The following is a 22,343-nucleotide window of genomic DNA, read 5'->3' as shown; positions in this document are numbered from 1 at the left end:
CCTGCTGCCCCGATCGACGAACAGGGCTGCCGGCCAGACCGGTGCGCTGTACCGCAACGGCATAGCGCTGGCGATGAGCGGCGGCCTGTCGTCGTTGGTGGGCAGCCTCTACTGGGTGCTGGCCGCCCGGCAGGCCGACCGGCCGTCGGTCGGCGAGGCCACCGCCCTCATCTCGGCCCTCACCGGCCTGTCCTACATGTGTCAACTGGGCCTGGGGGGCGCGTTGACCGCGTTCCTGCCGCAGGCGGGGGGCCAGGCGCGCCGCCTGGTCGCCGGCGCCTACGCCGGCGCGGCCGGCCTTAGCGTGCTGGTCGGCTTGGCCTTTGCCTCGCTGGCCGCTCGGGTAAGCCCGGCCTTCGCCGTTCTCCAGCCATCCCGGATCGCCCTCTTCTTCGCCGTCTCGGTGGCGATCTGGTCGTTGTTCGGACTTCAGGACAACGTCTTCACCGGCCTGCGGAAGGCGGTCGTCGTACCGATCGAGAACACCGCCTACAGCATCGTCAAGCTCGTCCTGCTCGTCTCCTTCGGCAGCGGGGTAAGCGGATTGGCATTGTTCACCTCATGGGTGTTGCCTGCGGCGACAGCCGTCATACCGGCGTCGGTCGTGCTGCTGGTGTGGCTGCGACCCGCCGGACGCCCACCGAGCCCACCCGGGCTGGCCGCGGACTTCCGAAAATACGTGGCCGGCGACTCGCTGGCGGAACTGGTGTCTCAGCTCAGCACGACGTTCCTGCCGGTCGTCGTCGTCGCCCGGCTGGGTGCGACGGAAGGGGCCGTATTCGGAATCAGCTGGTTGATCGTATGCGCGGTCGACGAAATCCCGTGGAGTCTCGGGACGTCGCTCACGGTCGAAGGAGCGCAGCCCGGCGCCGACTCCCGCCGACTCCAACGGGCGATGCTGCGTCGCATTCTCCCGGTTATTATCGGGATTGTTCTCGTCCTCGTCGCCGTCGCGCCGCTCGTGCTGGCTCTCTTCGGCCCCGCCTACCGGGCCGACGCGACCACCGCGCTTCGGCTGCTTCTGGCGGGCTCGGTCGCCCGCACCGTCGTCATCCTGGAGCTGTGCACGGCTCGCGCGCAGCGAAGGGCCGGGTGGCTCGTGTGCATCGAGACGCTGCTGGCAGTGCTGGTGTTGGCCAGCTTCTGGCTGCTGGGGGGAAGCCTGGGACTGGCGGGGGTCGGTCTGGCCTGGTTCGGATCACAGACCGCGACCGCGTTCGTGGTGCTCGTCGCGGGTCGGGCTGGCGACGACCGGGCCGTGGCCCGGTCAGGGGATCGGCCCGGTCGCCGTGAGGCGGTCGTGATGCCGGCCGGGGAGTCGGGATGACAGGAGTCGGGATGACGAACGGGCGTCACACCTCGTCGAATCGGCGTGTGCCGGGGCCCGTGGACCCGGTCGATCTGCTCCGAAGCCGGTCGACCTGCCGTCCTACCGCGGCTTCTCCGCCCGCCCACAGGTCAGTACCGGAAAGCGCGCGTCGTGCACATCGAGATCCCTGCGACTGACGTCGCCGACCGCCAGACCCAACAACGCGGAAACACCTGCCAGGACGTTTCCGAAACCCTCCACCGTGGCCTCGATCCCGACTCGGGCGAGTTCGGCTCGAAGACCCAGGGGCGTCCAGCGCCACTTGTCGTCGGACTCGTCGTCCGGGTCGATACGTCCCAGGGCCGGCACCGAGATCAACAGGACGCCGTCCGGGCGAAGCGACCGCCAAAGGTTCTCCAGACAGCGGCCCGGAGAAGTGTACTGAAGGACCTGTGTGAGAATCACACAGTCGAACTCGGCGGCGGGCAGACTGTCCGCGGCGTCGAGGTCGATGTGAAGATCGGCATGGTGGTTCGTCTCATCCCGGTCGACGACCGTAATCCGACCTGGAGTTCCGAACCGTGAGCTGTAGTCCGCGTTTTTGACCTCCAGCACGTTCCCCCGTATGTCCTTGGCGTGTCGACTGATCCACTGCTCGAGATAGTGTCGGTCGACCGGCAGCCCGCGGTCCCATCCGTAGCGGTCGCTGAACGGCCTGACCCGTTTCATGTTCCCCCACGACACCCGGCGTCCGGGCGCGTTCCGCAGCGTCCAGTGCGCCATCTTCCGCACCACTCGGGGCGATCGCCGGTAGTAGTCGAGGGCCCACTGCGATGGAAGTCGCCCCCCCTCGACCATCGGGTTCCGCGCCATGGGCCTGTCATGGTGCATCACGTCGCCGCCTTCCCGGCCGTCGTTCTTCCCGGCCGTCGTCCTTTCTGTCGTCGTCCTTTCTGTCGTCGTCACCGCGAGGCGGCCGCTCGCCGTTCCCGGGCGTAGAGCAATGGTCCGGCGGCGTAGCCGGCGAACTCGCGCAGCAGGGCCCCCTTCGGGGCCTGGACCCGCCCGTCGAGCCGCTGGCTCGTCTCATGGCCGATACGGACCATCCCACGTAGGCCTTGTGGGATGCGGCGTACCACCTCTCCCCGGGTCGACGGCTGGAGAAGCAGCTTGGCCAGCAAGGCCGTGAAACCGGACCCATAGGTGAACATCTGGGCGAGCAGGGCCGCCTCGTCGGCGCGGTGGTGGTGCCAGACGAAGGCGGCTGGTTCGTACGCGATCGCTCGGCCCGCCCGCAGCGTCCGCACGAAGAGATCGAGGTCCTCGCCGCCCCGTGTCCTGGTGCCCGGTCCCAACGTCTCGTCGAAGCCACCCAGGTTTCGCAGGAACGCGGCGTCGAACCCGGCATTCGCGCCGGCACCGACGAAACCTGCATAGGGGTAGAGCGGACCGTGCCGCTCCTTGCCAGTGAGGTCGAAACGCACTGGCTCACAGCGGTCGGACCAGTATGATGCCCGGGCGTCGAAGTAGATTTCGGCCGCGCTCATGATGCTCGCCGTGCAGACGAGTCCCGTGACGCACGCAACGTCTGGCCGGCGCCGGAAACCCCGCACCATCCCGTCGATCCATCCAGGGTCCACCGAGACGTCGTCGTCGGTGTAGGCGACGTACACCCCCCGCGCCAGTGCGAGACCGCGGTTGCGGGCGCGGGAGGCACCCGGGCGTGGTTCGATGACATAGCGGAATCGTTCGTCGGTGGCCGAAAACGAGTCGACGACCCGCCTTGTGGCGTCGCTCGACGAGGCGTTGTCCACGATGAGGAACTCGACTGCCGGATAGGTGATCTCCGCGAGTCGACGCAGGCAGTTGGCCAGGATCTCACTTCGGTCTCTGGTGGGAACGACGACGGAGACGAAATCCGTGGCATGAACCTTGTTCGGGCAGGCGTCGGTGACCGCGGCAGGCCTGGTGTGGGCATCAAGGCGATCGAGCGGGCGGAGACCTTCGCCGACCAGGTGATCGTTGATGCGCTCGCCGAACTCTGACCAGATCCTGCCGAACAGCTCATCGACGTCGATGCCGGTGGCCGTCCTGGCGGCCGCGGCGTAGCCGAGCGGCTCACCGTGCAGCCGGACGAGGATCCGCGCACGTCGCTGACGGTCGGATGGCGGCACGACCGAACGCACGACGCCCCCGGCCGACACCTCGAGCTCACAGCACCAGGTACCCCCGTCGGCCGCGGCTGGTTCAGCTGGGGACTCCCGATTCCCGGGGAGGTTCATCCGGCGCTCCTCGCCTCGTAATCTTCGGCACGTCCACGGATCGTCCGTTGGACCGGGATAACTCGACGCAACGCCCCACCCAGTTCTCGCTGGATGTCGGGACGTTGGTAAACCTGCGATCTGCGCACCGTCTCGACGAGCGCAGCAGCGCGAGTAAGGCGTCCCACCTCGATCCTGGGCAGGGCATAGCGGTCCCGAGCCGTCGGAAAGGCGCGCCAGGTTCGTAGCGCGAACGCCGCGTCGTACCCCGCCTTCTTCGCCATCGTGTGCACGCGCGCGTCGTGTTCCCCGTAGGGATAGGCGAACAGGCGTGGCGTGGGCAGCCCGGCGGCCGCGAGGTCGCCGCGCGCCGCGGAAAGCTCGTCCCACAGGACAGCCTCACTCATCCTCGTCATCTGCCCGTGGGTGCGGGAGTGCGCCGCCACCTCCCAGCCTTCCCGGTGAAGGGCGCGCAGCTGGCTCGCGTCGAGGAGCGGTAGCCGGGTGGCGCCGTTCACCGCATCCCACCTGTTCCAGCCGCCGATCTCTTTCGTGACCACGAAAACCGTCGCGGGAATACCAAGCTCCCGAAGGACGGGCACGGCGTGCTCGAGCAGACTCGAGTAGGCGTCGTCGAAGGTGAGGACCAAGGACTGGTGCCGGGCGGGCCGGCCGTCGAGATGACCCAGGAGCTCATCGACACCGACGAAGGTGAAGCCGGCGTCCAGCAGGGCCGTCAGCTGTGCCCGGAATTGCGGCGGAGAGACCGCGTACCTGCTCAGCAGCGGATCCGATATGTCTTCCACCGCGTGGTAGGCAAGGACCCGCAGGCCAATGTCCGGTGCATGCAGGAGGCCGCCGCGCTGGTGGGCTCCCCGCCAGTAGGAGCAGTCACGCAGTCCCAGGAACATCCATCTGGTGGGCTTGTCCACCTTCCCGGCGCCGACCCTTCCGAGCACAAGACCCGCCGGGACGGCGGATGCCCGGGGCGGTGCCGCCGCCGCGGCCCTGGCGAGGGTTCCTCTGATCGTCTTCCCGCCATGCTGGGCAAAGAGCCGGTCACCGAGACCCGGATGCTTTCGGGAAAGCGCGGCATCGGCCTGCCCGGCCTGCCGCCACTGCCTCAGGTGCGCCTCGGGCGAAACGACGTAACGCTGGTAGGAGACGGCGTCGGCGGCGAATCGAACACGTGCACCGCTCTGCAGCAACCGGTAGAGGAAGTCGGTGTCCTCACCGCCGAAGCTGCCGCCGGCGGTGAAATTCTTATCGAAACCGCCGAGGCTGACAAAGGTCGACGCCCGCATCGACACCTGCCCGGAGAGCAGGTCCGCGAGGGTCAGCCGCCCGCCCGACCGGAGCAGCCGCCGGCGGCGCTCCCGGGCCCAACGGTCGACCCCGTAGGTGAGCACCGTGGGAGGCGAGTCAGGGTGCATCGGGATGTGGCCGACCACGGCGTCGGCGCCGGCAGCGAGAAGCTTCTCATGCTCGACGAGGAGCCGCCGGTCCGCCGCCATATCGTCGTCGAGGAAAAGGATGAACTCGCCGCGCGCGGTCGCGGCCCCACAGTTTCTCGCCGCGGCCGCGCCTGCGTTCTCCTGCCACAGGATACGCTTGGAGAACGGCAGGGTGATGGCCCGTAGAGCCTCTTCGGTGCCATCCGTGGAACCATCGACGACGACGATCAGTTCACAAGGCCACGGCATATCGAGGTACCGTAGCTCCGCAATACTCTGCAATACCACGTCCCGGCGGTTGTATGTCGGCATCACAATGCTGAACCGGACCGGACGGCTATTACGGGCGGACTGCTCCACTGAATGGCCCAGAATGTCCACGCTCGGTTGCTCGTGGTGGCTCATCGCGAATTCCGCCGAGCCAACCCGGCTGACGCTATCCCCATGGGGACGACTCTAGTTCGAGCCGGTCGGCGCGACGGGATGCGGTCCGGCCGTGTCGCAACGCCGCGGACTTACTGACGTTGAACTCGTGGGGTACGACAGGGTTTCGTGGGGTATTCCAGGTGTATGAGGTATCCGGATGGGGGTGGGTTTAGCTTTTCCCTGTAACGTCGCGTCGCGGTGCGTAGACACAATGCCGTGACGTGGTGTTGGTCGTCAGGCGGTCCAGTGACCTTGAGCAGCGCGTTCGCGCGTTCGCCGACGACTCGCAGCGTGTTGTGGATCCTGTTGTGCACCTTCTGTTCGGCGGTGAGGGTGCCGTCCTTGGGCTTCTTGTATGGGATCGCGAACGGCTCGGCCCGGGTTCCCACCCCTTCGTAACCGAGGTCGAACAGGAGTGTCCATTTACGGGTGACGGTTCCGGCAGCCCGGTGTTGATGGTGCTTTAGGTGGCGAGGGCCCCGGCCTCGGCTTGTCGTTTAAGTTGTCTGCCTTTCAGATCCCGTGACTGTTGATCTGTCCGTGGTCTTCCCGACCGGTTGGATGATCGCCTGTCGTCGGTTGGTGCGACCGGGCGGCCGGGGCCGGGTCGGGTGGGTTTCGGCGTCGGGCTGGAAGCGGTGTCTTCGGGCGGAGGTTCCGGAATCCCGTGCGGACACGGGCTGGAGTCAGCCTTGTGGGTTCGGCGGGTCGTTCCCAGGGGCGGCGTAGGTCCGCGGTGAGCGTGCGGGCAACCCGGAGTTGGGTGTAGGTGGCGATGACGAGCCAGGTCCAGCGGTCCGCCGCATGAGGGTCACGGATCTTCGGGGTGGTCCAGCCGAGTGTCTGCTTGAACAGCCGGAAGGTGTGTTCCAGGTCGAACCGGCGGAGAAACGACTGCCAGGCGCGGTCGACGTCGGTGGCGCTCGCGTCGACGGTGGAGGACCACAGCCAGACCCCCAACCACCAGCAGCTATCACGAAGAGTCACGCTCAGAGGTAAACGACAAGCAGACAGCTTGACGGGTTCCGCGCACGCCCGCGCCCTGCTCGCCAGCACCCCGCAGGGCCGGACCGCCTACATCGACGCGGACCTGCGGGATCCGGAGGCGATTCTCGCCTCCGCGGAGCTGCGGGACACCCTCGACCTGACCCGCCCGGTGGGGCTGTCACTGATCGCGGTCTTCCACTTCATCCCCGACGAGGCCGACCCGTACGGGATCGCAGCCAGGCTGCTCGACGCGCTGCCCGCCGGCAGCTACCTGGCACTCTCGCACGCCACCGCCGACTTCGATCCCGGCGCCGAACAGCTGGCCGCGACCTACCGGGCGCGCGGCGTGTCGATGACCATGCGCGGCCGGGCGGCGGTGGATCGGTTCTTCGCCGGGCTGGAGCTCGTCGAGCCGGGCGTGGTGGCCGCCCAGCGTTGGCGCCCGCACGACCCGGCCTCGGGGGAGTGGCCGACGCGGAGGTCAGCGGCTACGGCGGTCTCGCTCGCAAACCCTGAGCCCGGCGCGCAGCGTCGCCAGGTGCTCGATCGCGACCCGCTCGCCGTATCACCACCCGTGGGTGAGCGCGATGACGCGTTGTTCTCTGGCGCGGCGGGGGAGTTCGGCGCCGGCGGGTGCCGCGGGTGCGCGGAAGTTCCTATTGCCCGATCGGGAGGGTCCCGGTCGGGCCTGCGGCCGCCGGAAGGCGGGCGACGATGGCCCCGCCGAGGTCGATGGCCTCGCCGAGGTATCCGACGTGCCCGCGGAGGCAGCGCATGAGTTCCCCCGTCCTCGATCTTCCTCGGGCCGGTCAACCCGCCGTGGACCCCGACGAGTACATCGCCGCCCTGATGCACTGGCACTTCACCGCGTCGACGGGCAGCCCGTTCTGGCTGCGCCGGGCGCGCGCCCTCGACTTCGACCCGATCGCCGACGTGCGCACCTTCGCCGACCTGCGCCTGTTCCCGAACGTCGTCGACGAGTTCCGGGACGTGCCCGTCGAGGACCTGATCCCGCGCGGGCTCACCGGCGAGGACCGGGTGATCGCCGGCGTCTACGAGAGCGGCGGGACCACCGGGTCGCCGAAGCGGTTCGTCATGTTCGACCGCTGGATGGAGTTCGCGCTCGGCTGGGACGAGTTCCACTACGCCGATCTCGGGCCGGCGAACGTGCTCGCGGTCGCTCCCAGCGGCCCGCACATGTTCGGCGAGTTCGCCGCACGCCGCGCGCGGCGCCACGACGGCGTGCGGTTCACCGTCGATCTCGACCCGCGGTGGATCAAGCGGCTCATCGAGCGCGACGGGCCCGGCGCGGCGGACCTCTACGCCGAGCACATCATCGACCAGGCGGCGCACATCCTGACCACCCAGGCGGTGGGCATCCTCATCACCACGCCCCCGCTGCTCGAACGGATGGCGCGCCGCGACGACCTCGTCGAGCTGATCCGCAAGAACATCCGGTTCATCTGCTGGAGCGGCGCCCACATGGACGCCGACTCCCGGGAGATCTTCCAGACGGAGGTCTTCCCCGGCATCCCGCTCAAGGGCCTGTACGGAAGCACCACCATCCTCGGGATGTCCCGGGAGCGGCCGGGGGAGGGGCTCGACGGCCTCGCGCTGTTCGACCCGCCGAGCCCGTACATCGCCTTCCGGGTCGTCGATCCCGAGACCGGCGAGGATGTGGCCCTCGGTGACCGCGGGCAGGTCGTGATGAACCACCTGACCAAGTACGCCCTCATCCCGAACAACCTCGAACGTGATCATGCCGTGGCCGTCGAGCCGCCCCCCGGCTGGCTCGGCTGCTCGGTCGCCGACGTCGGGCCGGTCGCCACGTTCGACGATCATGCCGTCATCGAAGGGGTCTACTGATGGGCGAGCCCATCCACATCGACGCGCTGGGGCCCGCCGGGCCCTACCGCAGCCGCAACCGCCGCCCCCTGACCTCGCTGTCCGGGGCACAGATCGGCGAGATCAGCCAGGTGCCGTCGCTGTACGTGCGACGCACCATCGCGGCGATGCGCGCCGCCCCGGTGCTGCCCGGCGCGCAGCGCCTCGACGCCCTGGAGACGGCGGCCGAGCTGTTCCTGACCGCCCCGATCGGGGGGTTCGGCCCGGACGAGTACGTGGAGCTGGTCTCCACCGCCTCGGGGGTGCCGCGCGCGGTGGTCCGCCAGTCCGTCGAGTGGATCGCGGACGTGCTGCGCTCGCTGCGTCACACGATGGAGCTGGCGATGCCGCGGGGCGCCGTCGGCGACTGGCGCGACGAGCGGACCAGCGCGGGCTCGGCGGTGTGGGCGCGCCGCGGCGATCTGTTCGCGGTGCACGCGGCGGGCAACACCCCGGCCGTCCACGGCCTGTGGCCGGAGGCGCTCGCCCTGGGCTACAAGGTGGTGGTGCGCCCGTCCGCCCGCGAGCCGTACACGGCGTTGCGGCTGGTGGAGGCCCTGCGCCAGGCCGGCTTCCCGCCGGCGACGCTGACGCTGCTGCCGTGCGACTACGCCGTCGCCGACCTGATCATCGCCGAGGCCGACTACGCGATCGTCTACGGCGGCCAGGACGTCGTCGACAAGTACAGCGCGATCCCCACCGTGCTCACCCAGGGCCCGGGGCGTTCGAAGATCCTCGTCACGGCGGATGTCGACTGGCGGGAGAAGATCGACATCATCGCCGACTCGGTCAGCCACCTCGGCGGGACCGCCTGCACCTGCGCGAGCGCGGTGCTCGTCGAGGGCGACCCGGAGCCGCTGGCCCGGGCGCTGGCCGAGCGGCTGGGGCGGATCCCGAGCCTGCCGGCCGACCATCCCGACGCCACTCTCACCGTGCAGCCGACCGCGTCGGTGGTCGAGGTCGACCAGTACCTGCACAAGGTCGCCGGGGACGCCCGGCCGCTGCTCGGCGGCGACACGATCGTCGACGAGCTGGCCTCGGGCGGCGCGGTGCTGCGGCCGGCCGTGCACCTGGTCGACTCGAGCGGCGCCACGCAGCTCGGCGTCGAACTTCCCTTCCCCTGCGTCTGGGTCGGGCCGTGGCAGCCCGCGGACGGGATCGCCCCGCTGCGCGACTCGCTCGTCCTCACCGCGATGACCAACCGTGCCGAGCTGATCGACGCGCTGCTCGACGAACCGTCGATCATCAATCTTTATCTCGGCGACAATCCCACCACCTGGCTGCGCCCAGGAATTCCGCATGACGGGTATCTCGGTGAGGTTCTCATGCGCACCAAGGGAATGATCCGCACGGCGGTCGGACCGACCGAGGCCTGACCCGTCGGCGCGGACGGCGCGGTTCGCGCCGCCGCTGCGGTGGCGTCGCCGGCTCGCTCCCCGCGACCGGCGACGCCGCCACCGGTTCTCAGCTCGCGGGGGTCAGCAGGCAGGTGCAGCTTCCGTGCGCGACGAGCTTTCCGGCGGAATTAGTGACCTGAGCCTCGGCCGTCGCCGTCCGGCGCCCCACGTGAACCGTCCGGCCGACGCATTCCAGCGCCGCCGCGTCGAGATTCACCGACCGCACAAAATTCACCTTCAGTTCCAACGTCGTGTAAAACAGGTCGGCCGGCAGGCTCGTGTACACGGCGCTGCCCATCGCCGTGTCCATCAGCGTCGCGATGACACCGCCGTGCACCGTGAACATCGCGTTGGCCGCGGCCGGCGACGGTTGCAGCGTCCAGACCGTCCGCCCCACCTCGAGAGTTCGCACCCGAACGCCCAGCGAGTGGCCCACGCCGACCCCCTCCGCGAGGCCGTGTTCCAGCAGTACGCGAAGATCGTCGATGCGCTTGGCGACCTCGGCCTGCGCGCTGATGCCGTTGTGCTCCACGGCTGCACCTCCCTGTCTCGGACGGGGTCGAATGTCCGGACACGTTATCCGCATCGGTGGACCCGTGTCGCCGAGTCGCGGCCGCGGCGTGCGGGTCACCTGGCAAACAACGGCCGAACTCGCGTCGACTCCACGGGGCCGATGTTCGGAATATCCGGTGAACCGCGATAACATGACTCCTCGTATTCCTCCCGCGGTAACCTTCGGCCGATTCGGCCTGCTTATTGCCCCCGGCGATGGATCGATTGGAGAGGCGGCTCTTTCGTTGACCCGCCGGCGTCGGATTGTCAGGATTGCGGAGGCGACATCGAGCGGGCCGGAAGACCGGCCGAAAGGCTCCGTCACCGTCCGACCGGACCGAAAGTGTTCCCGGCCGCCCGTTGTTTCCCGCCCTCGCGCGGCCACGTCCGGCCACCGCGCCGGAGACTGCACCGCACCGGAAACCTGCACCGCACCGGAAAACTGCCCAGAACGGGAGAGCATCTGATGCGAGGCACGACGCTGCCCGGCGCCCTCGACGAGGCGGCCGCGACCGGGCCCGACGTCCCCGTGAGCTTCCCCTCCTCGGCCGAGCGGCTCACCCTGACCGAACTCGCCGCGCGCACGACCGCGCTCGCCCGCGCCCTGGTCGCCGAGGGCGTGGCGCCAGGGGAGCGGATCGGGGTGTTCAGCCGGAACAACGCCGACTTCATGACCGCGGTCATCGCGGTCGGCCGGGCCGGCGCCGCCGCCTGCCCGCTGCCGCTGCCGACCTCGGCGGGCGACCTCGCCGGCTACGCCGCCCGGATCGCCGCCGTGACGAGCGCGGCCGGCGTCGGGCGCGTGCTGGTCGGGGCGGGGGCCGACGGCCTGACCCGCCGGCTCGCGCCGGTGCTGCCCGCGCTGCGGTTCGACGGCATCGCCGGGCTCGTCCGATCGGCCCGCGACGGCGTGGCGCTGCCGGGCGTGTCGCCGTCCGACCTGGCGATCGTCCAGTTCACCTCGGGCAGCACCGCCGTGCCCAAGGGCGTCGTGCTGACCCACCGCAACGTCGTGCACGGCACCGCGGCCATCGCCGACGGCATCGGGCTGGGGGTCGGCGACCACGGCGCCACCTGGCTGCCGCTCTACCACGACATGGGGCTGTTCGGCGCGCTGAGTGCGATCCTCACCGCGGTGCCGATGACGATCTGGTCGCCGTCGACGTTCATCAAGGATCCGGCGTCCTGGCTGCGCTCGTTCGCCGAGATCGGCGCCACCGTCGCCCCGTCGCCGAACTTCGGCTACGACGCCCTGCTGGCGGCGGTCGACCCGGCCGAGGTCGCGGGCCTGGACCTGCGCCGCTGGCGGGTGGCGCTCAACGGCGCGGAGCCGGTGAGCCCGGTCACGGTGCAACGCTTCGGCGCGCACTTCGCCCCGGCCGGGTTCGCCCCCGAGGCGATGTTCCCCGTCTACGGGATGGCCGAGGCGACCCTCGCCGTCACCTTCCCACCCCTGGGCCGGCCGCCGGTGACGACCTGGGTCGACCGCGACCGGCTGGCCCGTGACGGCGTCGCGGTGCCGGTGCCCGCGGACGCCGCCGGGGCCCGCGGGCTGGTCGGCGTCGGGCGGCCGGTGCGGGGGATGCGGCTGCGGATCGTCGACGACGAGCGCCACGCCGTCGCCGACGGCACCGTCGGGGAGATCGAGATCGCCGGCGACGCGGTCACCGCCGGCTACCTCACCGCCGGCGGCCCGCCGACGGCACTCGAAGCCGACCCGGCGGGCGAGCGGTGGCTGCCGACCGGCGATCTCGGCTTTCTCGCCGCCGGCGAGCTGCACGTCAGCGGCCGGCGCAAGGAGATGATCATCGTTCGCGGGGTGAACTACTACCCCGAGGACGCCGAGGCCCTCGTCCGCGACGCCCCGGGGGTGCACCGCCGCCGGTGCGTCGCCGTCGCCGACACCGACGACACCGGGGCCGAGTCGCTGACCGTGATCGCCGAGACCACCCTCGACGACGCCGCCGACCGGGTCCGGCTGGCCGCCGACCTGCGGGTCGCCGTCGGGTCCGCGCTCGGACTGGCCGAGGTGTCGGTGCACCTGGTCGCCCCCGACGCCCTCCCGCGGACCTCGAGCGGGAAGTTCCGCCGCGTCGAGGCCCGCGACCTCGCCCGCCCGCGGCCCCGGTAGCGGCCCGGCCCGACCGTCGCCCCGAAACCGGACGGCGCCCGCGATCCCGACGGAGGTAGGCCCGACATGCACGGCTACGACGTCTTCCGCCACTACGAGCAGAAGCGCTGGACCCTCGCCGAACTGCCGTTCGACGACATTGACCGCGACCGCGTGCGACCCGAGTACGTCACGATGGTCAAGAGCTCCGTGATGGGGGAGGCGAACTCGATCGCCGCCCAGCACGGTTTCCTCAACGAGTTCGACGACTACGACTTCTCGACCTTCGTCGCCGTCTGGGGCTACGAGGAGCTGCAGCACCACTTCGCGTTCCGGACCTGGCTGGACGCGGTCGGCGTGGCGATGCCCGCCGCCCCCGTCCAGGCGATGCGTGCGCCCTACGCGCCCGGCACCACGCCGAGCGCGACGCTCGCCACGAACATCATCTCCGAGCTGACGGTGAACCACGTCTACCGGTCCGTGGCCGCCTGGGTCGACGAGCCGGTCCTGCGCTCGCTGATGCTGCGCGCCAGCCGGGACGAGGCCGGCCACGCCCGCGAGTTCCTGCACTACGCGCGCCGGCGCCTGGTGGCGCACCCCAACGAGCTGCCCTCGGTGCTGGAGACGCTGTACGTCTACACCTCCGAGGCGCGGATCAAGCATCCGGTCGGGGTGTTCAAGAGCGGGCTGGCGGAGGTCGCGAACCACGAGACCATCGACACCGCGTTCGACATGTTCCTCGCGGGCATCGCCACCGAGGGCGAGCTCGACCGGCTTCAGGACAACATCCGCCGGGCCTTCGCCGCGCTCACCGGGCTGGACCTGAGCACCAACGGCCGCGTCCGCCGGCGCCTCGCCGAGGCGCTGGCATGACCGCCCCCGAGCTGCCCTGGGCCGTCCTGGCGGACTACCGCTGCTTCGGCTGCTCGCCGCACAACCCCCACGGCATCGGGCTCGAGTTCGACGAGCACCCCGAGGGCCTGCAGACCACCTTCGACCTCGGCCGCAGCTACGAGTCGTACCCGGGGGTCGTCCACGGCGGGCTGCTCGGCGTCGTCTGCGACGAGACGATGGGCAACCTCATCGTCGTGCGCACCGGGCTGGTGGCCTTCACCGTCAGCATGCGGACGCGCTACCTCGCCCCGGTCGCCACCGGGCGCAGCTACACCTGCGTGGCCCGCCTCGCCGCCGGCAGCGACGCCGGCTCGCCCCTGATCAGCACGACCGCGGAGATCATCGACGCCGACGGCGTCCCGGTCGTGACCGCGTCCGCGACCTACCGCAACGTCCCCTTCGGCACCGCCCGGGAACGCATCGCCCTGACCAACTCCGAGGCCGACCGCCTCCACCAGGCGATGTCCCCTGCGCCGGCGCCGTCCCCTGCGCCGGCGCCGTCCCCTGCGCCGGCGATGTCCCCTGCTCCCGCGCCGTCCCCTGCTCCGGCGCTGTCCACCAGCCCGGGGTCGTCCGCCACCGCGGACGGCCCTGTCCCCGTTGAGGAGTCCCTGTGACCACCGATGCCGACATCCTCCGGCAGATCACCGAGATCGTCGCCCGGGAGCTCGCCGTGCCCGCCGAGTCCCTCGCCGCCGACACCGACCTGCGCGCCATCGAGGGCGCCGACTCCGTCCGGCTGCTGCGGGTCGTCGCCAAGGTCGAGCAGACCTGGGACATCGAGCTCGACGACGAGGACGTCTTCACCGTCGCCTCCGTCACCGAGCTGGCCGGCGTCGTCCGCGAGGCGCTGCAGGTGAAGGCGGCGTGACCACCACCACGGACCCGCGGCCGGGCGAGACGAACCAGCACTACGACCTCGACCCGGAGATCTTCGGGCTGTTCCTCGACCCGCTGCGCAAGTACTCCTCCGGGCTCTACCGGAGCCCCGGCCTCACCCTCGCCGAGGCACAGGTCGCCAAGCTGCACTTCGTCGCCGAGCGGCTGCGGCTGACCCCCGGGCAGCGGCTGCTCGACGTCGGCTGCGGCTGGGGGTCGCTGATCCTTTTCATGGCGCGGGAGTACCGCGCCGAGGTGACCGGGGTCAGCCCGGCCGGGCGCCAGCACGAGTTCATCGCCGGCCGCGCCGCGGAGCTGGGGCTGACCGACCTCGTCTCCACCCGCGTCGGGAAGTTCACCGACGTCGAGCTCCCGGCGCGCTCGTTCGACGCGGTCACCATGCTCGGCTCGATCGTCCACATGCCCGACGTCGACGGGGCGGTGCGCCGCGCGCGGTCCATGCTGCGTCGCGGCGGGCACTTCTACGTGTCGGAAAGCTGCTTTCGCAACGCCGCGGCGCGCGACGAGTTCGACCGCCGCGCCGGCACCGAGTTCGTGCGAAACTCGATCTTCGGCTGGGGCGACATGCGGCCGCTGTCGGAACTGGTGCGCGCGGTCGAGGACGCCGGCTTCTCGGTGACGAGCGTCGACGACCTCACCGACGACTACCGCCGCACCATCGACGACTGGCTGGAGCGCGTCGCCGCCGGCGCGGCCGCGATCGACGAGCTGCGCCCGGGCACGTCGGCGGAGCTGACCCGCTACCTGGAGGTCGCGAACGCCGGGTGGGGCTTCACGACCAAGCACTACGCCCTGGTCTGCCGCAACGCCCGCTGACCGGAGGAACGATGACGACCACGAGCGACCCCCACCCGACGATCCCGACGATCCCCGCCCGGTCGGTCGGACTGCCCGCCGAGGACCTCGACCGGGCGGTCACCGACTTCATGACCGCCTCCCCGGTGACCCGCCGGTGGGACGTCGAGACCGGCTTCGACTGGGCGGCGGCCGACGCCGACCGGCTCACCGAGGGCCAGCGTTCCGCCGTCCGGTTCATCACGTTCATCGAGGATCACCTGCCGGGCTACTTCGCCGTCTACGGCAGCCGGTTCCCGCTCGACAGCGACGTCGACGTCGAGACGTTCCTGCTCAACCGCGAGATCTACCACTTCACGGTGCGCTGGGCGCAGGAGGAGGACAGCCACGCCCGCACCCTGTTCCGCTACCAGGTGGAGTCGGGCATCGCGCAGCCGGCGGCGCTGCGCCGCGAACTCGCCGAGGAGGGGCGCAAGCAGTTCGCGCTGCCCCACGAGCACCCGGCCGCGCTGTTCGCCTACACGCTCGTGCAGGAGAAGGCCACCCAGATCTACTACCAGAACCTGCGGGCCGTCGTCGGCGACCCGGTGCTCGCCGAGGTCCTGGGCCGGCTCAGCCGCGACGAGGCCCGCCACTTCACGTTCATGGCCGACATGGTCGACCTTTACCTGCGCCGCTACGGCGACGCCGTCGTCGAACCGATCCGCGAGGCGGTGGCGCAGTTCCGGATGCCGCTGGCGGACACGCTGCGCGGCTACTGGCGCTGGGCGTTGCGGATCGCCGACACCGCCCACTACGACCACACCGAGGCCTACGACCACCTCGTCCGGGTCGTGCGCCGCGCGGTGGACGCGCCGTCCGACCGCGTCGACGAACTGGCCAGCTTCGTGCGGGCCTGCCGCGCGACGGACCCGACCCCCGCGCCGCGCTGACCGCATTCCGCCGCCGTTCCCACCCCAGGAGCCCGCCGTGGACATCGGCACCGACACGTCTCCCGTCCTGCACGCCAGCACCGTGCCGGCCCCGACCTCGCCGGCCCTGACCCCGACCCCGCCAGCCCCGGCCCCGACCCCGCCGGCCCCGACCCTGCCAGTGGATCTCACCGTCGACCAGGCGGCGCTGAACATCTTCGACCCCGCCTGGCATCACGACACCTTCCCCAACTACCAGGTCCTGCGCGAGGCCGGTCCGTTCGCGCCCGGCCCGCTCGGCCTGCGGCTGGTGACCCGCTACCGGGAGGTCGAGGCGATCCTGCAGGACTCGGCGTGGAGCCACGCCGAGGAAGGCGAGATCATGCATCCCGACAGCGACGGATCGGACCTGCCGACGTCGTTCCTGTGGATGGAACCGCCGGACCACACCCGGATCCGCCGGCTGGTCGGCAAGGCGTTCAGCGCGCGGCGAATCGAGGGGCTGCGCGCGCGGGTCACCGAGGTCGCGGGCGGCCTCGTCGACGCCGCGATCGCCGCGGGCGAGGTCGACCTGGTCGAGGCGATCGCCTACCCGCTGCCGCTGACGATGATCGCCGAGCTGATGGGCGTGCCGACGTCCGACCACGCGGCGGTGCGGTCGATGTCCTTCGGGCTCGCCCGCGGCCTGGACCCCGACATTCTGCTGTCCCAGGCCGAGATCGACCTGCGGCGCGACTCGGCCGCGGCGTTCCGGGAGTACTTCACCGATCTCGTCGCCCGCCGGCGCGCCGACCCGGCCGACGACCTCGTCAGCGCGCTGGCCCTGGCGGAGGCCGAAGGCGACCGGCTGACCAGCGACGAGATGCTCGCGACCCTGGTGGTGCTGCTCGTCGCCGGCCACGAGACCACGGTGAGCCTGATCTCCAGCACGTTCCTGATGCTGATGCGCAACCCCGACCAGTACGCGGCGCTGCGGGCGGACCCGGACCTGGCCACCCCGGCCGTGGACGAGCTGATGCGCTACTGCACCCCCTCGCACCTCACGACCCGGGTCGCCACCCGCGACGTCGAGGTGCTCGGCGAGCGGTTCGCCGCGGGCGACGGGGTGATCATCCTGCTCGCGTCGGCGAACCGCGACGCCGAGCTCTACGCCGACCCCGAGCGGCTCGACCTCGCGCGGTACGCGGGCGGCGCGGTGCCCCGCCACCTCGCCTTCGGCCGCGGGCACCACTACTGCATCGGCGCGCCGATGGTGCGCCTGGAGATGGAACTGCTGCTGCGGACGTTGGCGCTGCGCGCACCCCGGCTGACGCCGCTGGTCGACCCGCCGCCCTACCGTCCCAACCTCGTCGTGCGTGGCATCGCGGAACTGCCGGTGCGGATCGACGGCTGAGACGGATCGACGGCCGGGGCGCATCGAGGGCTGGGGCGCATCGAGGGCCGGGGCCCGGTGCCGGCCAGCCGGGTGTGGCGGGACTCACGCCGCTTGGCAGGCGTCCGACACTCCGGTGACTTGCGACGGGAAGGTGCGGTTCACCAGGGGTTATCTGGCACCGTTAGGCTTGCGCTCGACGCCCCTGTGGAGGTGGCAATGGAGTTGCGGCACCTGGTGTCCTTCCTTGCTATCGCGGACGAACTGCATTTCGGCCGCGCTGCCGCTCGACTACATCTTTCGCAGCCATCCCTGAGTCAACAACTACAACGACTGGAACGAAGTCTCGGTGTCGAGCTGGTGGCCCGGACGTCACATGATGTCCGGCTCACCGCCGCCGGAAAGGCCTTCGAGGCCGAGGCGCGGGCCATCATCTCGCAGATGCGCAAGGCCACCCACACCGCCCGCGAGGTCGCGGCCGGCCGCACCGGGGTGGTGAGTGTCGGGTACAACTTCCCCGGCGGTCAGCACGTCGTCCCGGCCGCGCTCACGAAGATGTCGGCCGAATATCCCGACGTCAGCGTCACGCTGGTGGAGCAGCGCACCGGTCCACAGCTTTCCGCGCTCGCCGCCGGCGATCTCGACATTGCCATCGTCTACGGCCGTCCGACCTCGCCCGAGTTCCGCTCCCGGCGTCTTTTCCGGGTGCCGCTCGTCGCGGTCGTCGGCCATGGGCACACGTGGGCGGGGCGCGGCGGCATTCCCTTCGGGGAACTCGCCCGCCAGCAGTGCGTCCTGTTCGCCCGGGAGAAGAGCCCGGCGATGTACGACGCGATCCAGGCGGCCGCCGAGGCCAGCGGCATCACCCTGTCGGTCGCCCACGAGGTGGACGACCCGAGCGCGACCGCGATCGTCGTGTCGGTGAAACCGCTGGTCGGGTTCGCCTCGGCGTCACGCGGGCTGAACATCGGCTCCGCGGTCGGGGGTCCGCGGCCGGCCGCCGTCCAGCTCTACGACCCGGTTCCCACCCTGGACCTCTACGTGGTCTGGCGGGCGGCGAATTCGGCGCCGCTGGTGGACATCTTCGTCGACTGTATCGAGGCGGCCCGGCCGTTCCAGGTTCCAGCATATGGCCGCGCCGAATCAAGGGTGAGGCGATAGGAAAGCTCGACCGTTCATTCAGGGAAAGCGCCTTGCCGCGTTCTCGGAATAATCCGAGACTCGGGCGTGGAATGCTGGAACGCACTTCACCGTGCGGATGGCTGCGTCCGCGCCACGCGGAAAGGTGATGACACGTGCAGAAATCCACCTCGGCCGGCGGCCCCGTCCTGCCGGACGACCAGGGACTCTGGTCCATGGTTGACGGGGGCGCCCAGGCGCATCCCGAGCGGCCCCTGCTGGGCCGCACCGACCTGCCCGGCGAGGCGATCCACGAGATCAGCAGCGGCGAGTTCGCCGAGCAGGCCCGGACGGTGGCGGCCGAGCTGCTCGCCCTCGGGGTCGCGCACGGCGACCGGGTCGCCGTCATGGGGCGCACCGGCTACCCCTGGGTGTTGCTGAGCGTCGCCGCCCTCGGCGTCGGCGCGGTGATCGTCCCCGTGTACCCCACGGCCTCGGAGGTGCAGGTCCGCCACGTCCTCACCGACTCCGGCGCCGCCTGGGCGTTCGCCGAGACCGACGAGCAGGTGCGGCAGGTCAGCGAGGCCGGCGCCGCCGGGCTGCGCCGCCCGGCGTGGCCCCTGGGGCAGGTCGACGAGTGGGTGGCCGCGGCGGCGGGCTCGACCGATGCCGGGGCGCGGCGGGCGGCGCTCGACGAGGAGTTCGCCCAGCGTGCCGGCAAGGTCCGCGCCGACGACCTGGCGATGATCATCTACACCAGCGGCACCACGGGCCTGCCGAAGGGGTGCATGCTCACCCACCGCAACATGTTCGCCTCCTCGGCGGGCACGGTGGAGCAGACCGGCGAGCTGTTCCGTACCGCCGAGGTCCGCGCGCAGCAGGGCACCCAGGCCACCACCCAGGCCACCACGGCGCTGTGCCTGCCGCTGTCGCACGTGTTCGGCCAGACGATCCTGTTCGCCTGCCTGTACGCGGGGACGCGCACCATCCTGCTTCCCGGGATACCCGAGCTGCTGCCCGTGATGCCCGTGATCCGCCCGACGGTCCTGTCCCTCGTCCCGTATGCGCTGGAGAAGATCCGCAAGCGGGTGCGGGACCTGCCCTCCGACGACGTCTCCGCGGCGTTCGGCGGCCGGCTGACCCAGGTGATCTGCGGCGGCGCCTCGCTCGACGAGACCACCGCGGCGTTCTTCGCCAGCGCGGGCGTCAACGTGCTGAACTGCTACGGCCTGACCGAGGCCGCCACGGCGGTCACGGTCAACGCCCCGGCCACCAACCGGCGCGGGACCGTCGGACGGCCGATTCCGGGAACGACGGTCGCGATCGCCGACGACGGGGAGGTGCTCGTCCAGGGCGCCAACGTCTCGCCCGGTTACTGGTCGGCCGGTGAGCGTGCCGTCGGCCGCGACGCCACCGGGCCGGAGGAGGACCGCTGGCTGCACACCGGCGACATCGGCCGCCTCGACCCCGACGGCTACCTGGTCATCACCGGGCGCCGCAAGGAGATCCTGGTGACCAACGGCGGCAAGAACGTCGCGCCGACGCCGTTGGAGGACCGGGTGCGCCTGCACCGGCTGGTCAGCAACTGCATGGTCGTCGGGGAGGCTCGCTCGTTCGTCTCGGCGCTGATCACCCTGGACCCGGCGCCGCTGGCCGCCTGGGCCGCGGCGAACGGCGTGCCGCTGGACGGCGCGCAGGACTGGCGGGAGCACCCGCGGCTGCTCGCCGAGCTCCAGCTCGCCGTCGACGACGCCAACAGCCTCGTCTCCCGGGCCGAGTCGATCCGGAAGTTCCGCGTGCTCGACGGCGACTTCACCGTCGAACGCGGCCATCTCACGCCTTCCATGAAGCTTCGCCGCGCGATCATCGAGCGGGAATTCACCGAGGCGATCGCATTTCTTTACCAGTGATCTGCGCCACTCGATTGAGTGGGCTTATCGGCCGATGAGATGTCGGCCTGTCCATTGACCGACGATCTGACCGATCAGCACCATGACAAGGTAGCCGGCCCGAACGCTGCGCTGCCGGCGGCCGCCGGGCGGCCGCCGGCGGTCTACAACGGGAGGACAATGCCATGTACGACGTCATCGTGGTGGGCGCACGCTGCGCCGGATCGCCCCTGGCGATGCTGCTCGCGCGGCGCGGGCACAAGGTGCTCGTGGTGGACCGTGCCACCTTTCCGAGCGACACCGTCTCCACGCACTACATTCATCAGGCCGGCCTGTCCCGACTTCAGGACTGGGGCATTCTGGACCGTCTTGTCGCCACCGAGCCGCCGGCGATGCGGCATCTGACGTTCTCCTACACGGACATCTTTCTCGAGGGTTTCGCGGACCCGATCGACGGAATCACCGAGGTGTACTCCCCGCGCCGGACGATCCTCGACGAGATCCTCGTCGACGAGGCGCGCAAGGCCGGCGCCGAGGTCGTCGAGGGGTTCACCGTCACCGACGTGATCTTCGCCGAGGGGCGCGCCGCCGGCGTGCGCGGCCGGATCGGCGACGGCCCGGAACGCGAGTTCGCCGCTCGGTTCGTGGTCGGTGCCGACGGCCGCAACTCGACCGTGGCGGGCCTGGTCGGGGCCGAGATCTACCGGTCCATCCCCGCGTCGTGCTTCGTCTACTACTCGTACTACAGCGGCCTGGACTGGCCGTTCCACCACCGCACCGGCTTCGGTCAGCAGCAGCTCGGCGCATGGCCGACGCACAACGGCCAGCACCTCGTCGCCGTGATGCGCCGCAAGGAGCGGATGCGCGAGTTCCGGGCGAACGTCGAGGGCAGCTTCCACGAGATCATCGACCAGGTCGTGCCCGAACTCGGCGAGGACCTGCGCACGAACGGAAAGCGGGCGGAGAACTTCCGCGCCATGGCCTACCCGGACAACTACTACCGCCGTTCCGCCGGCCCCGGCTGGGCGCTCGTCGGCGACGCCGGATACCACAAGGACCCGTTCACCGGCTGGGGTATCACCGACGCGCTGAAGTACACCGAGGTGCTCGCGGAGAAGCTGCACGAGGGTCTTTCCGGTTCGCGTCCGATCGATGATGCGGTCGAGGAGTACACGAAGATCCGTGATGCCGAGAGCAACGGCACCTTCGAACTCACCTGCAGCCTCGCAGAGCTCAGCCTCACTCCCTACTACGACTCCGTGTTTCGGGCCACCAGCATGAGCCCCGAATACACGACGAAGTTCTTCGGCCTCATCGCCGGCGGAATTCCCGGCGAGGAGTTCTTCGCCCCGGCGAACCTCGAGCGGCTCTACGAGGACGTCAACATGCCGGCCGACCGGAGGATTCTCACCCCTTCCTGAGCGCGACCGCGCCGCCGACCGCCACGAAAAGGGAAAGGCCCGCAGATGCCCGCAGTCAGGTTCACGGCCCTCGGCGACAGCTTCGTCGAGGGCCGCGGTGACGTCGCCGCCGACGGCTCCTACATCGGCTGGGCCAGCCGGTTCGCCCGGCGGATGGGCGTGGCCGCCCGCGAGGTCCGCAACCTCGGCGCCTACCAGACGACCACGCAGCAGGTCGTCGACCGGCAGTTGCGCCCGGCCCTGGCCCGCAAGTCGCCGCTGATCGGCGTGGTGGTCGGCGTCAACGATCTCGTCCAGGACTTCGATCCCGACCGGTTCGCCCGCAACCTCGACACGATCTTCCGGTCGCTGGCGGGCCTGGACACCACGGTGTTCACCGCCAGCTACCCCGACATCCCCGCGAACCTCCCGCTGCCGGAGGAGTTCCGCGGCCTGCTGCGTGAGCGGTTCGTGTTCGCGAACAGCGTCCTGCGCGAGGTGTGCGAGGCGACCGGGACGCTGCGCCTGGACATCGCCGCCCACTCCGACTGGGCCGGGCGGCGGCTGTGGAGCCCCGACGGCCTACATCCCAACGCCGAGGGACATCGCCTGTTCGCCGAGCAGATGGCGGACCTCGTCGAGCGCACGTCCTGGCTGACGGCCGCCTGAGCCGCACCGCCCGC

General features: G+C 70.6%; 18 protein-coding genes and 3 pseudogenes. 15 read left to right on the top strand and 6 right to left on the bottom strand.

Features of this window, described 5'->3' with window-relative positions:
• Nucleotides 1-73 precede the first annotated feature (73 nt).
• A complete protein-coding gene (locus AC5R91_RS05245; RefSeq protein ID WP_495395979.1) occupies nt 74-1,327 on the top strand; it encodes a lipopolysaccharide biosynthesis protein in 1,254 nt (417 codons plus the stop codon).
• Between the two features lie 102 nt (nt 1,328-1,429).
• Here the strand turns inward: AC5R91_RS05245 and AC5R91_RS05240 are convergent, their stop codons facing one another.
• From AC5R91_RS05240 to AC5R91_RS05220, 5 genes and pseudogenes are all read right to left on the bottom strand, one after another.
• Entirely contained in the window at nt 1,430-2,275 is an 846-nt protein-coding gene (locus AC5R91_RS05240; protein ID WP_495395978.1) for a class I SAM-dependent methyltransferase, read from the bottom strand.
• Complete coding sequence (locus AC5R91_RS05235) at nt 2,272-3,591, bottom strand: glycosyltransferase family 2 protein (RefSeq protein ID WP_495395977.1); 1,320 nt, start codon at nt 3,589-3,591, stop codon at nt 2,272-2,274. The genes AC5R91_RS05240 and AC5R91_RS05235 overlap by 4 nt, the downstream gene beginning before the upstream one ends.
• Nucleotides 3,588-5,405, bottom strand: a complete 1,818-nt coding sequence (locus AC5R91_RS05230) for a polysaccharide deacetylase family protein (protein WP_495395975.1) — start codon at nt 5,403-5,405, stop codon at nt 3,588-3,590. Before AC5R91_RS05230 ends, AC5R91_RS05235 begins: the two co-directional genes overlap by 4 nt.
• Before the next feature lie 290 nt (nt 5,406-5,695).
• Nucleotides 5,696-5,866, bottom strand: a pseudogene (locus AC5R91_RS05225) (IS5/IS1182 family transposase); the annotation flags it as partial.
• 81 nt (nt 5,867-5,947) lie between these two features.
• Nucleotides 5,948-6,404: pseudogene (locus AC5R91_RS05220) on the bottom strand (NF041680 family putative transposase); the annotation flags it as partial.
• A gap of 73 nt (nt 6,405-6,477) precedes the next feature.
• On the opposite strand from AC5R91_RS05220, the pseudogene AC5R91_RS05215 reads away from it, so the two are divergent.
• The 3 genes and pseudogenes from AC5R91_RS05215 to AC5R91_RS05205 all read left to right on the top strand — a co-directional run.
• A pseudogene (locus AC5R91_RS05215) lies at nt 6,478-6,953 on the top strand (SAM-dependent methyltransferase); the annotation flags it as partial.
• 258 nt (nt 6,954-7,211) lie between these two features.
• Nucleotides 7,212-8,303 carry an acyl-CoA synthetase family protein gene (locus AC5R91_RS05210; RefSeq protein ID WP_495395974.1) on the top strand — a complete coding sequence of 364 codons (1,092 nt, stop codon included), beginning with the start codon at nt 7,212-7,214 and terminating at the stop codon, nt 8,301-8,303.
• Nucleotides 8,303-9,697 carry an aldehyde dehydrogenase family protein gene (locus AC5R91_RS05205; protein ID WP_495395973.1) on the top strand — a complete coding sequence of 465 codons (1,395 nt, stop codon included), beginning with the start codon at nt 8,303-8,305 and terminating at the stop codon, nt 9,695-9,697. Before AC5R91_RS05210 ends, AC5R91_RS05205 begins: the two co-directional genes overlap by 1 nt.
• 88 nt (nt 9,698-9,785) lie before the next feature.
• On the opposite strand, the gene AC5R91_RS05200 is transcribed toward AC5R91_RS05205, so the two are convergent.
• Complete coding sequence (locus tag AC5R91_RS05200) at nt 9,786-10,250, bottom strand: PaaI family thioesterase (protein WP_495395972.1); 465 nt, start codon at nt 10,248-10,250, stop codon at nt 9,786-9,788.
• Nucleotides 10,251-10,736: 486 nt separating this feature from the next.
• Here AC5R91_RS05200 and AC5R91_RS05195 point away from each other — a divergent pair, with 486 nt between their 5' ends.
• From AC5R91_RS05195 to AC5R91_RS05145, 11 genes are all read left to right on the top strand, one after another.
• On the top strand, nt 10,737-12,401 hold the full coding sequence (locus AC5R91_RS05195; RefSeq protein WP_495395971.1) for an AMP-binding protein: 1,665 nt from the start codon (nt 10,737-10,739) through the stop codon (nt 12,399-12,401).
• Nucleotides 12,402-12,467: 66 nt separating this feature from the next.
• A complete protein-coding gene (locus AC5R91_RS05190) occupies nt 12,468-13,253 on the top strand; it encodes a ferritin-like domain-containing protein (protein WP_495395970.1) in 786 nt (261 codons plus the stop codon).
• On the top strand, nt 13,250-13,891 hold the full coding sequence (locus AC5R91_RS05185) for a PaaI family thioesterase (protein ID WP_495395969.1): 642 nt from the start codon (nt 13,250-13,252) through the stop codon (nt 13,889-13,891). The genes AC5R91_RS05190 and AC5R91_RS05185 overlap by 4 nt, the downstream gene beginning before the upstream one ends.
• Nucleotides 13,888-14,145, top strand: a complete 258-nt coding sequence (locus AC5R91_RS05180; RefSeq protein ID WP_495395968.1) for an acyl carrier protein — start codon at nt 13,888-13,890, stop codon at nt 14,143-14,145. The genes AC5R91_RS05185 and AC5R91_RS05180 overlap by 4 nt, the downstream gene beginning before the upstream one ends.
• Nucleotides 14,142-14,990 carry an SAM-dependent methyltransferase gene (locus AC5R91_RS05175; protein ID WP_495395967.1) on the top strand — a complete coding sequence of 283 codons (849 nt, stop codon included), beginning with the start codon at nt 14,142-14,144 and terminating at the stop codon, nt 14,988-14,990. The genes AC5R91_RS05180 and AC5R91_RS05175 overlap by 4 nt, the downstream gene beginning before the upstream one ends.
• Before the next feature lie 11 nt (nt 14,991-15,001).
• The gene (locus AC5R91_RS05170; RefSeq protein WP_495395966.1) at nt 15,002-15,901 is read left to right on the top strand and encodes an acyl-ACP desaturase; all 900 of its coding nucleotides are present in this window, start codon (nt 15,002-15,004) and stop codon (nt 15,899-15,901) included.
• 43 nt (nt 15,902-15,944) lie between these two features.
• Nucleotides 15,945-17,273 (top strand): cytochrome P450, encoded by a 1,329-nt coding sequence (locus AC5R91_RS05165; RefSeq protein ID WP_495397898.1) that lies wholly within the window; start codon nt 15,945-15,947, stop codon nt 17,271-17,273.
• Between the two features lie 198 nt (nt 17,274-17,471).
• Nucleotides 17,472-18,413 carry a LysR family transcriptional regulator gene (locus AC5R91_RS05160; RefSeq protein ID WP_495395965.1) on the top strand — a complete coding sequence of 314 codons (942 nt, stop codon included), beginning with the start codon at nt 17,472-17,474 and terminating at the stop codon, nt 18,411-18,413.
• A 134-nt stretch (nt 18,414-18,547) separates the two neighbouring features.
• Complete coding sequence (locus AC5R91_RS05155) at nt 18,548-20,281, top strand: AMP-dependent synthetase/ligase (RefSeq protein WP_495395963.1); 1,734 nt, start codon at nt 18,548-18,550, stop codon at nt 20,279-20,281.
• A 164-nt stretch (nt 20,282-20,445) separates the two neighbouring features.
• Nucleotides 20,446-21,681, top strand: a complete 1,236-nt coding sequence (locus AC5R91_RS05150; protein ID WP_495395962.1) for an NAD(P)/FAD-dependent oxidoreductase — start codon at nt 20,446-20,448, stop codon at nt 21,679-21,681.
• A 45-nt stretch (nt 21,682-21,726) separates the two neighbouring features.
• Complete coding sequence (locus AC5R91_RS05145) at nt 21,727-22,329, top strand: SGNH/GDSL hydrolase family protein (RefSeq protein WP_495395961.1); 603 nt, start codon at nt 21,727-21,729, stop codon at nt 22,327-22,329.
• Nucleotides 22,330-22,343 lie beyond the last annotated feature (14 nt).

The sequence above is a fragment of the Frankia sp. BMG5.60 genome, assembly GCF_059428125.1.
The sequence above is the reverse complement of the archived record's forward strand: the minus strand, read 5'-3'. Positions and strand labels throughout refer to the sequence as shown.

What these genes read in the sequence shown, in the direction of transcription:
- AC5R91_RS05235 (WP_495395977.1), bottom strand. Translation starts at nt 3,591, where the DNA reads ATGAACCTCCCCGGGAATCGGGAGTCCCCAGCTGAACCAGCCGCGGCC.
- AC5R91_RS05170 (WP_495395966.1), top strand. Translation starts at nt 15,002, where the DNA reads ATGACGACCACGAGCGACCCCCACCCGACGATCCCGACGATCCCCGCC.
- AC5R91_RS05195 (WP_495395971.1), top strand. Translation starts at nt 10,737, where the DNA reads ATGCGAGGCACGACGCTGCCCGGCGCCCTCGACGAGGCGGCCGCGACC.
- AC5R91_RS05160 (WP_495395965.1), top strand. Translation starts at nt 17,472, where the DNA reads ATGGAGTTGCGGCACCTGGTGTCCTTCCTTGCTATCGCGGACGAACTG.
- AC5R91_RS05145 (WP_495395961.1), top strand. Translation starts at nt 21,727, where the DNA reads ATGCCCGCAGTCAGGTTCACGGCCCTCGGCGACAGCTTCGTCGAGGGC.
- AC5R91_RS05185 (WP_495395969.1), top strand. Translation starts at nt 13,250, where the DNA reads ATGACCGCCCCCGAGCTGCCCTGGGCCGTCCTGGCGGACTACCGCTGC.
- AC5R91_RS05150 (WP_495395962.1), top strand. Translation starts at nt 20,446, where the DNA reads ATGTACGACGTCATCGTGGTGGGCGCACGCTGCGCCGGATCGCCCCTG.
- AC5R91_RS05190 (WP_495395970.1), top strand. Translation starts at nt 12,468, where the DNA reads ATGCACGGCTACGACGTCTTCCGCCACTACGAGCAGAAGCGCTGGACC.
- AC5R91_RS05210 (WP_495395974.1), top strand. Translation starts at nt 7,212, where the DNA reads ATGAGTTCCCCCGTCCTCGATCTTCCTCGGGCCGGTCAACCCGCCGTG.
- AC5R91_RS05205 (WP_495395973.1), top strand. Translation starts at nt 8,303, where the DNA reads ATGGGCGAGCCCATCCACATCGACGCGCTGGGGCCCGCCGGGCCCTAC.
- AC5R91_RS05245 (WP_495395979.1), top strand. Translation starts at nt 74, where the DNA reads ATGAGCGGCGGCCTGTCGTCGTTGGTGGGCAGCCTCTACTGGGTGCTG.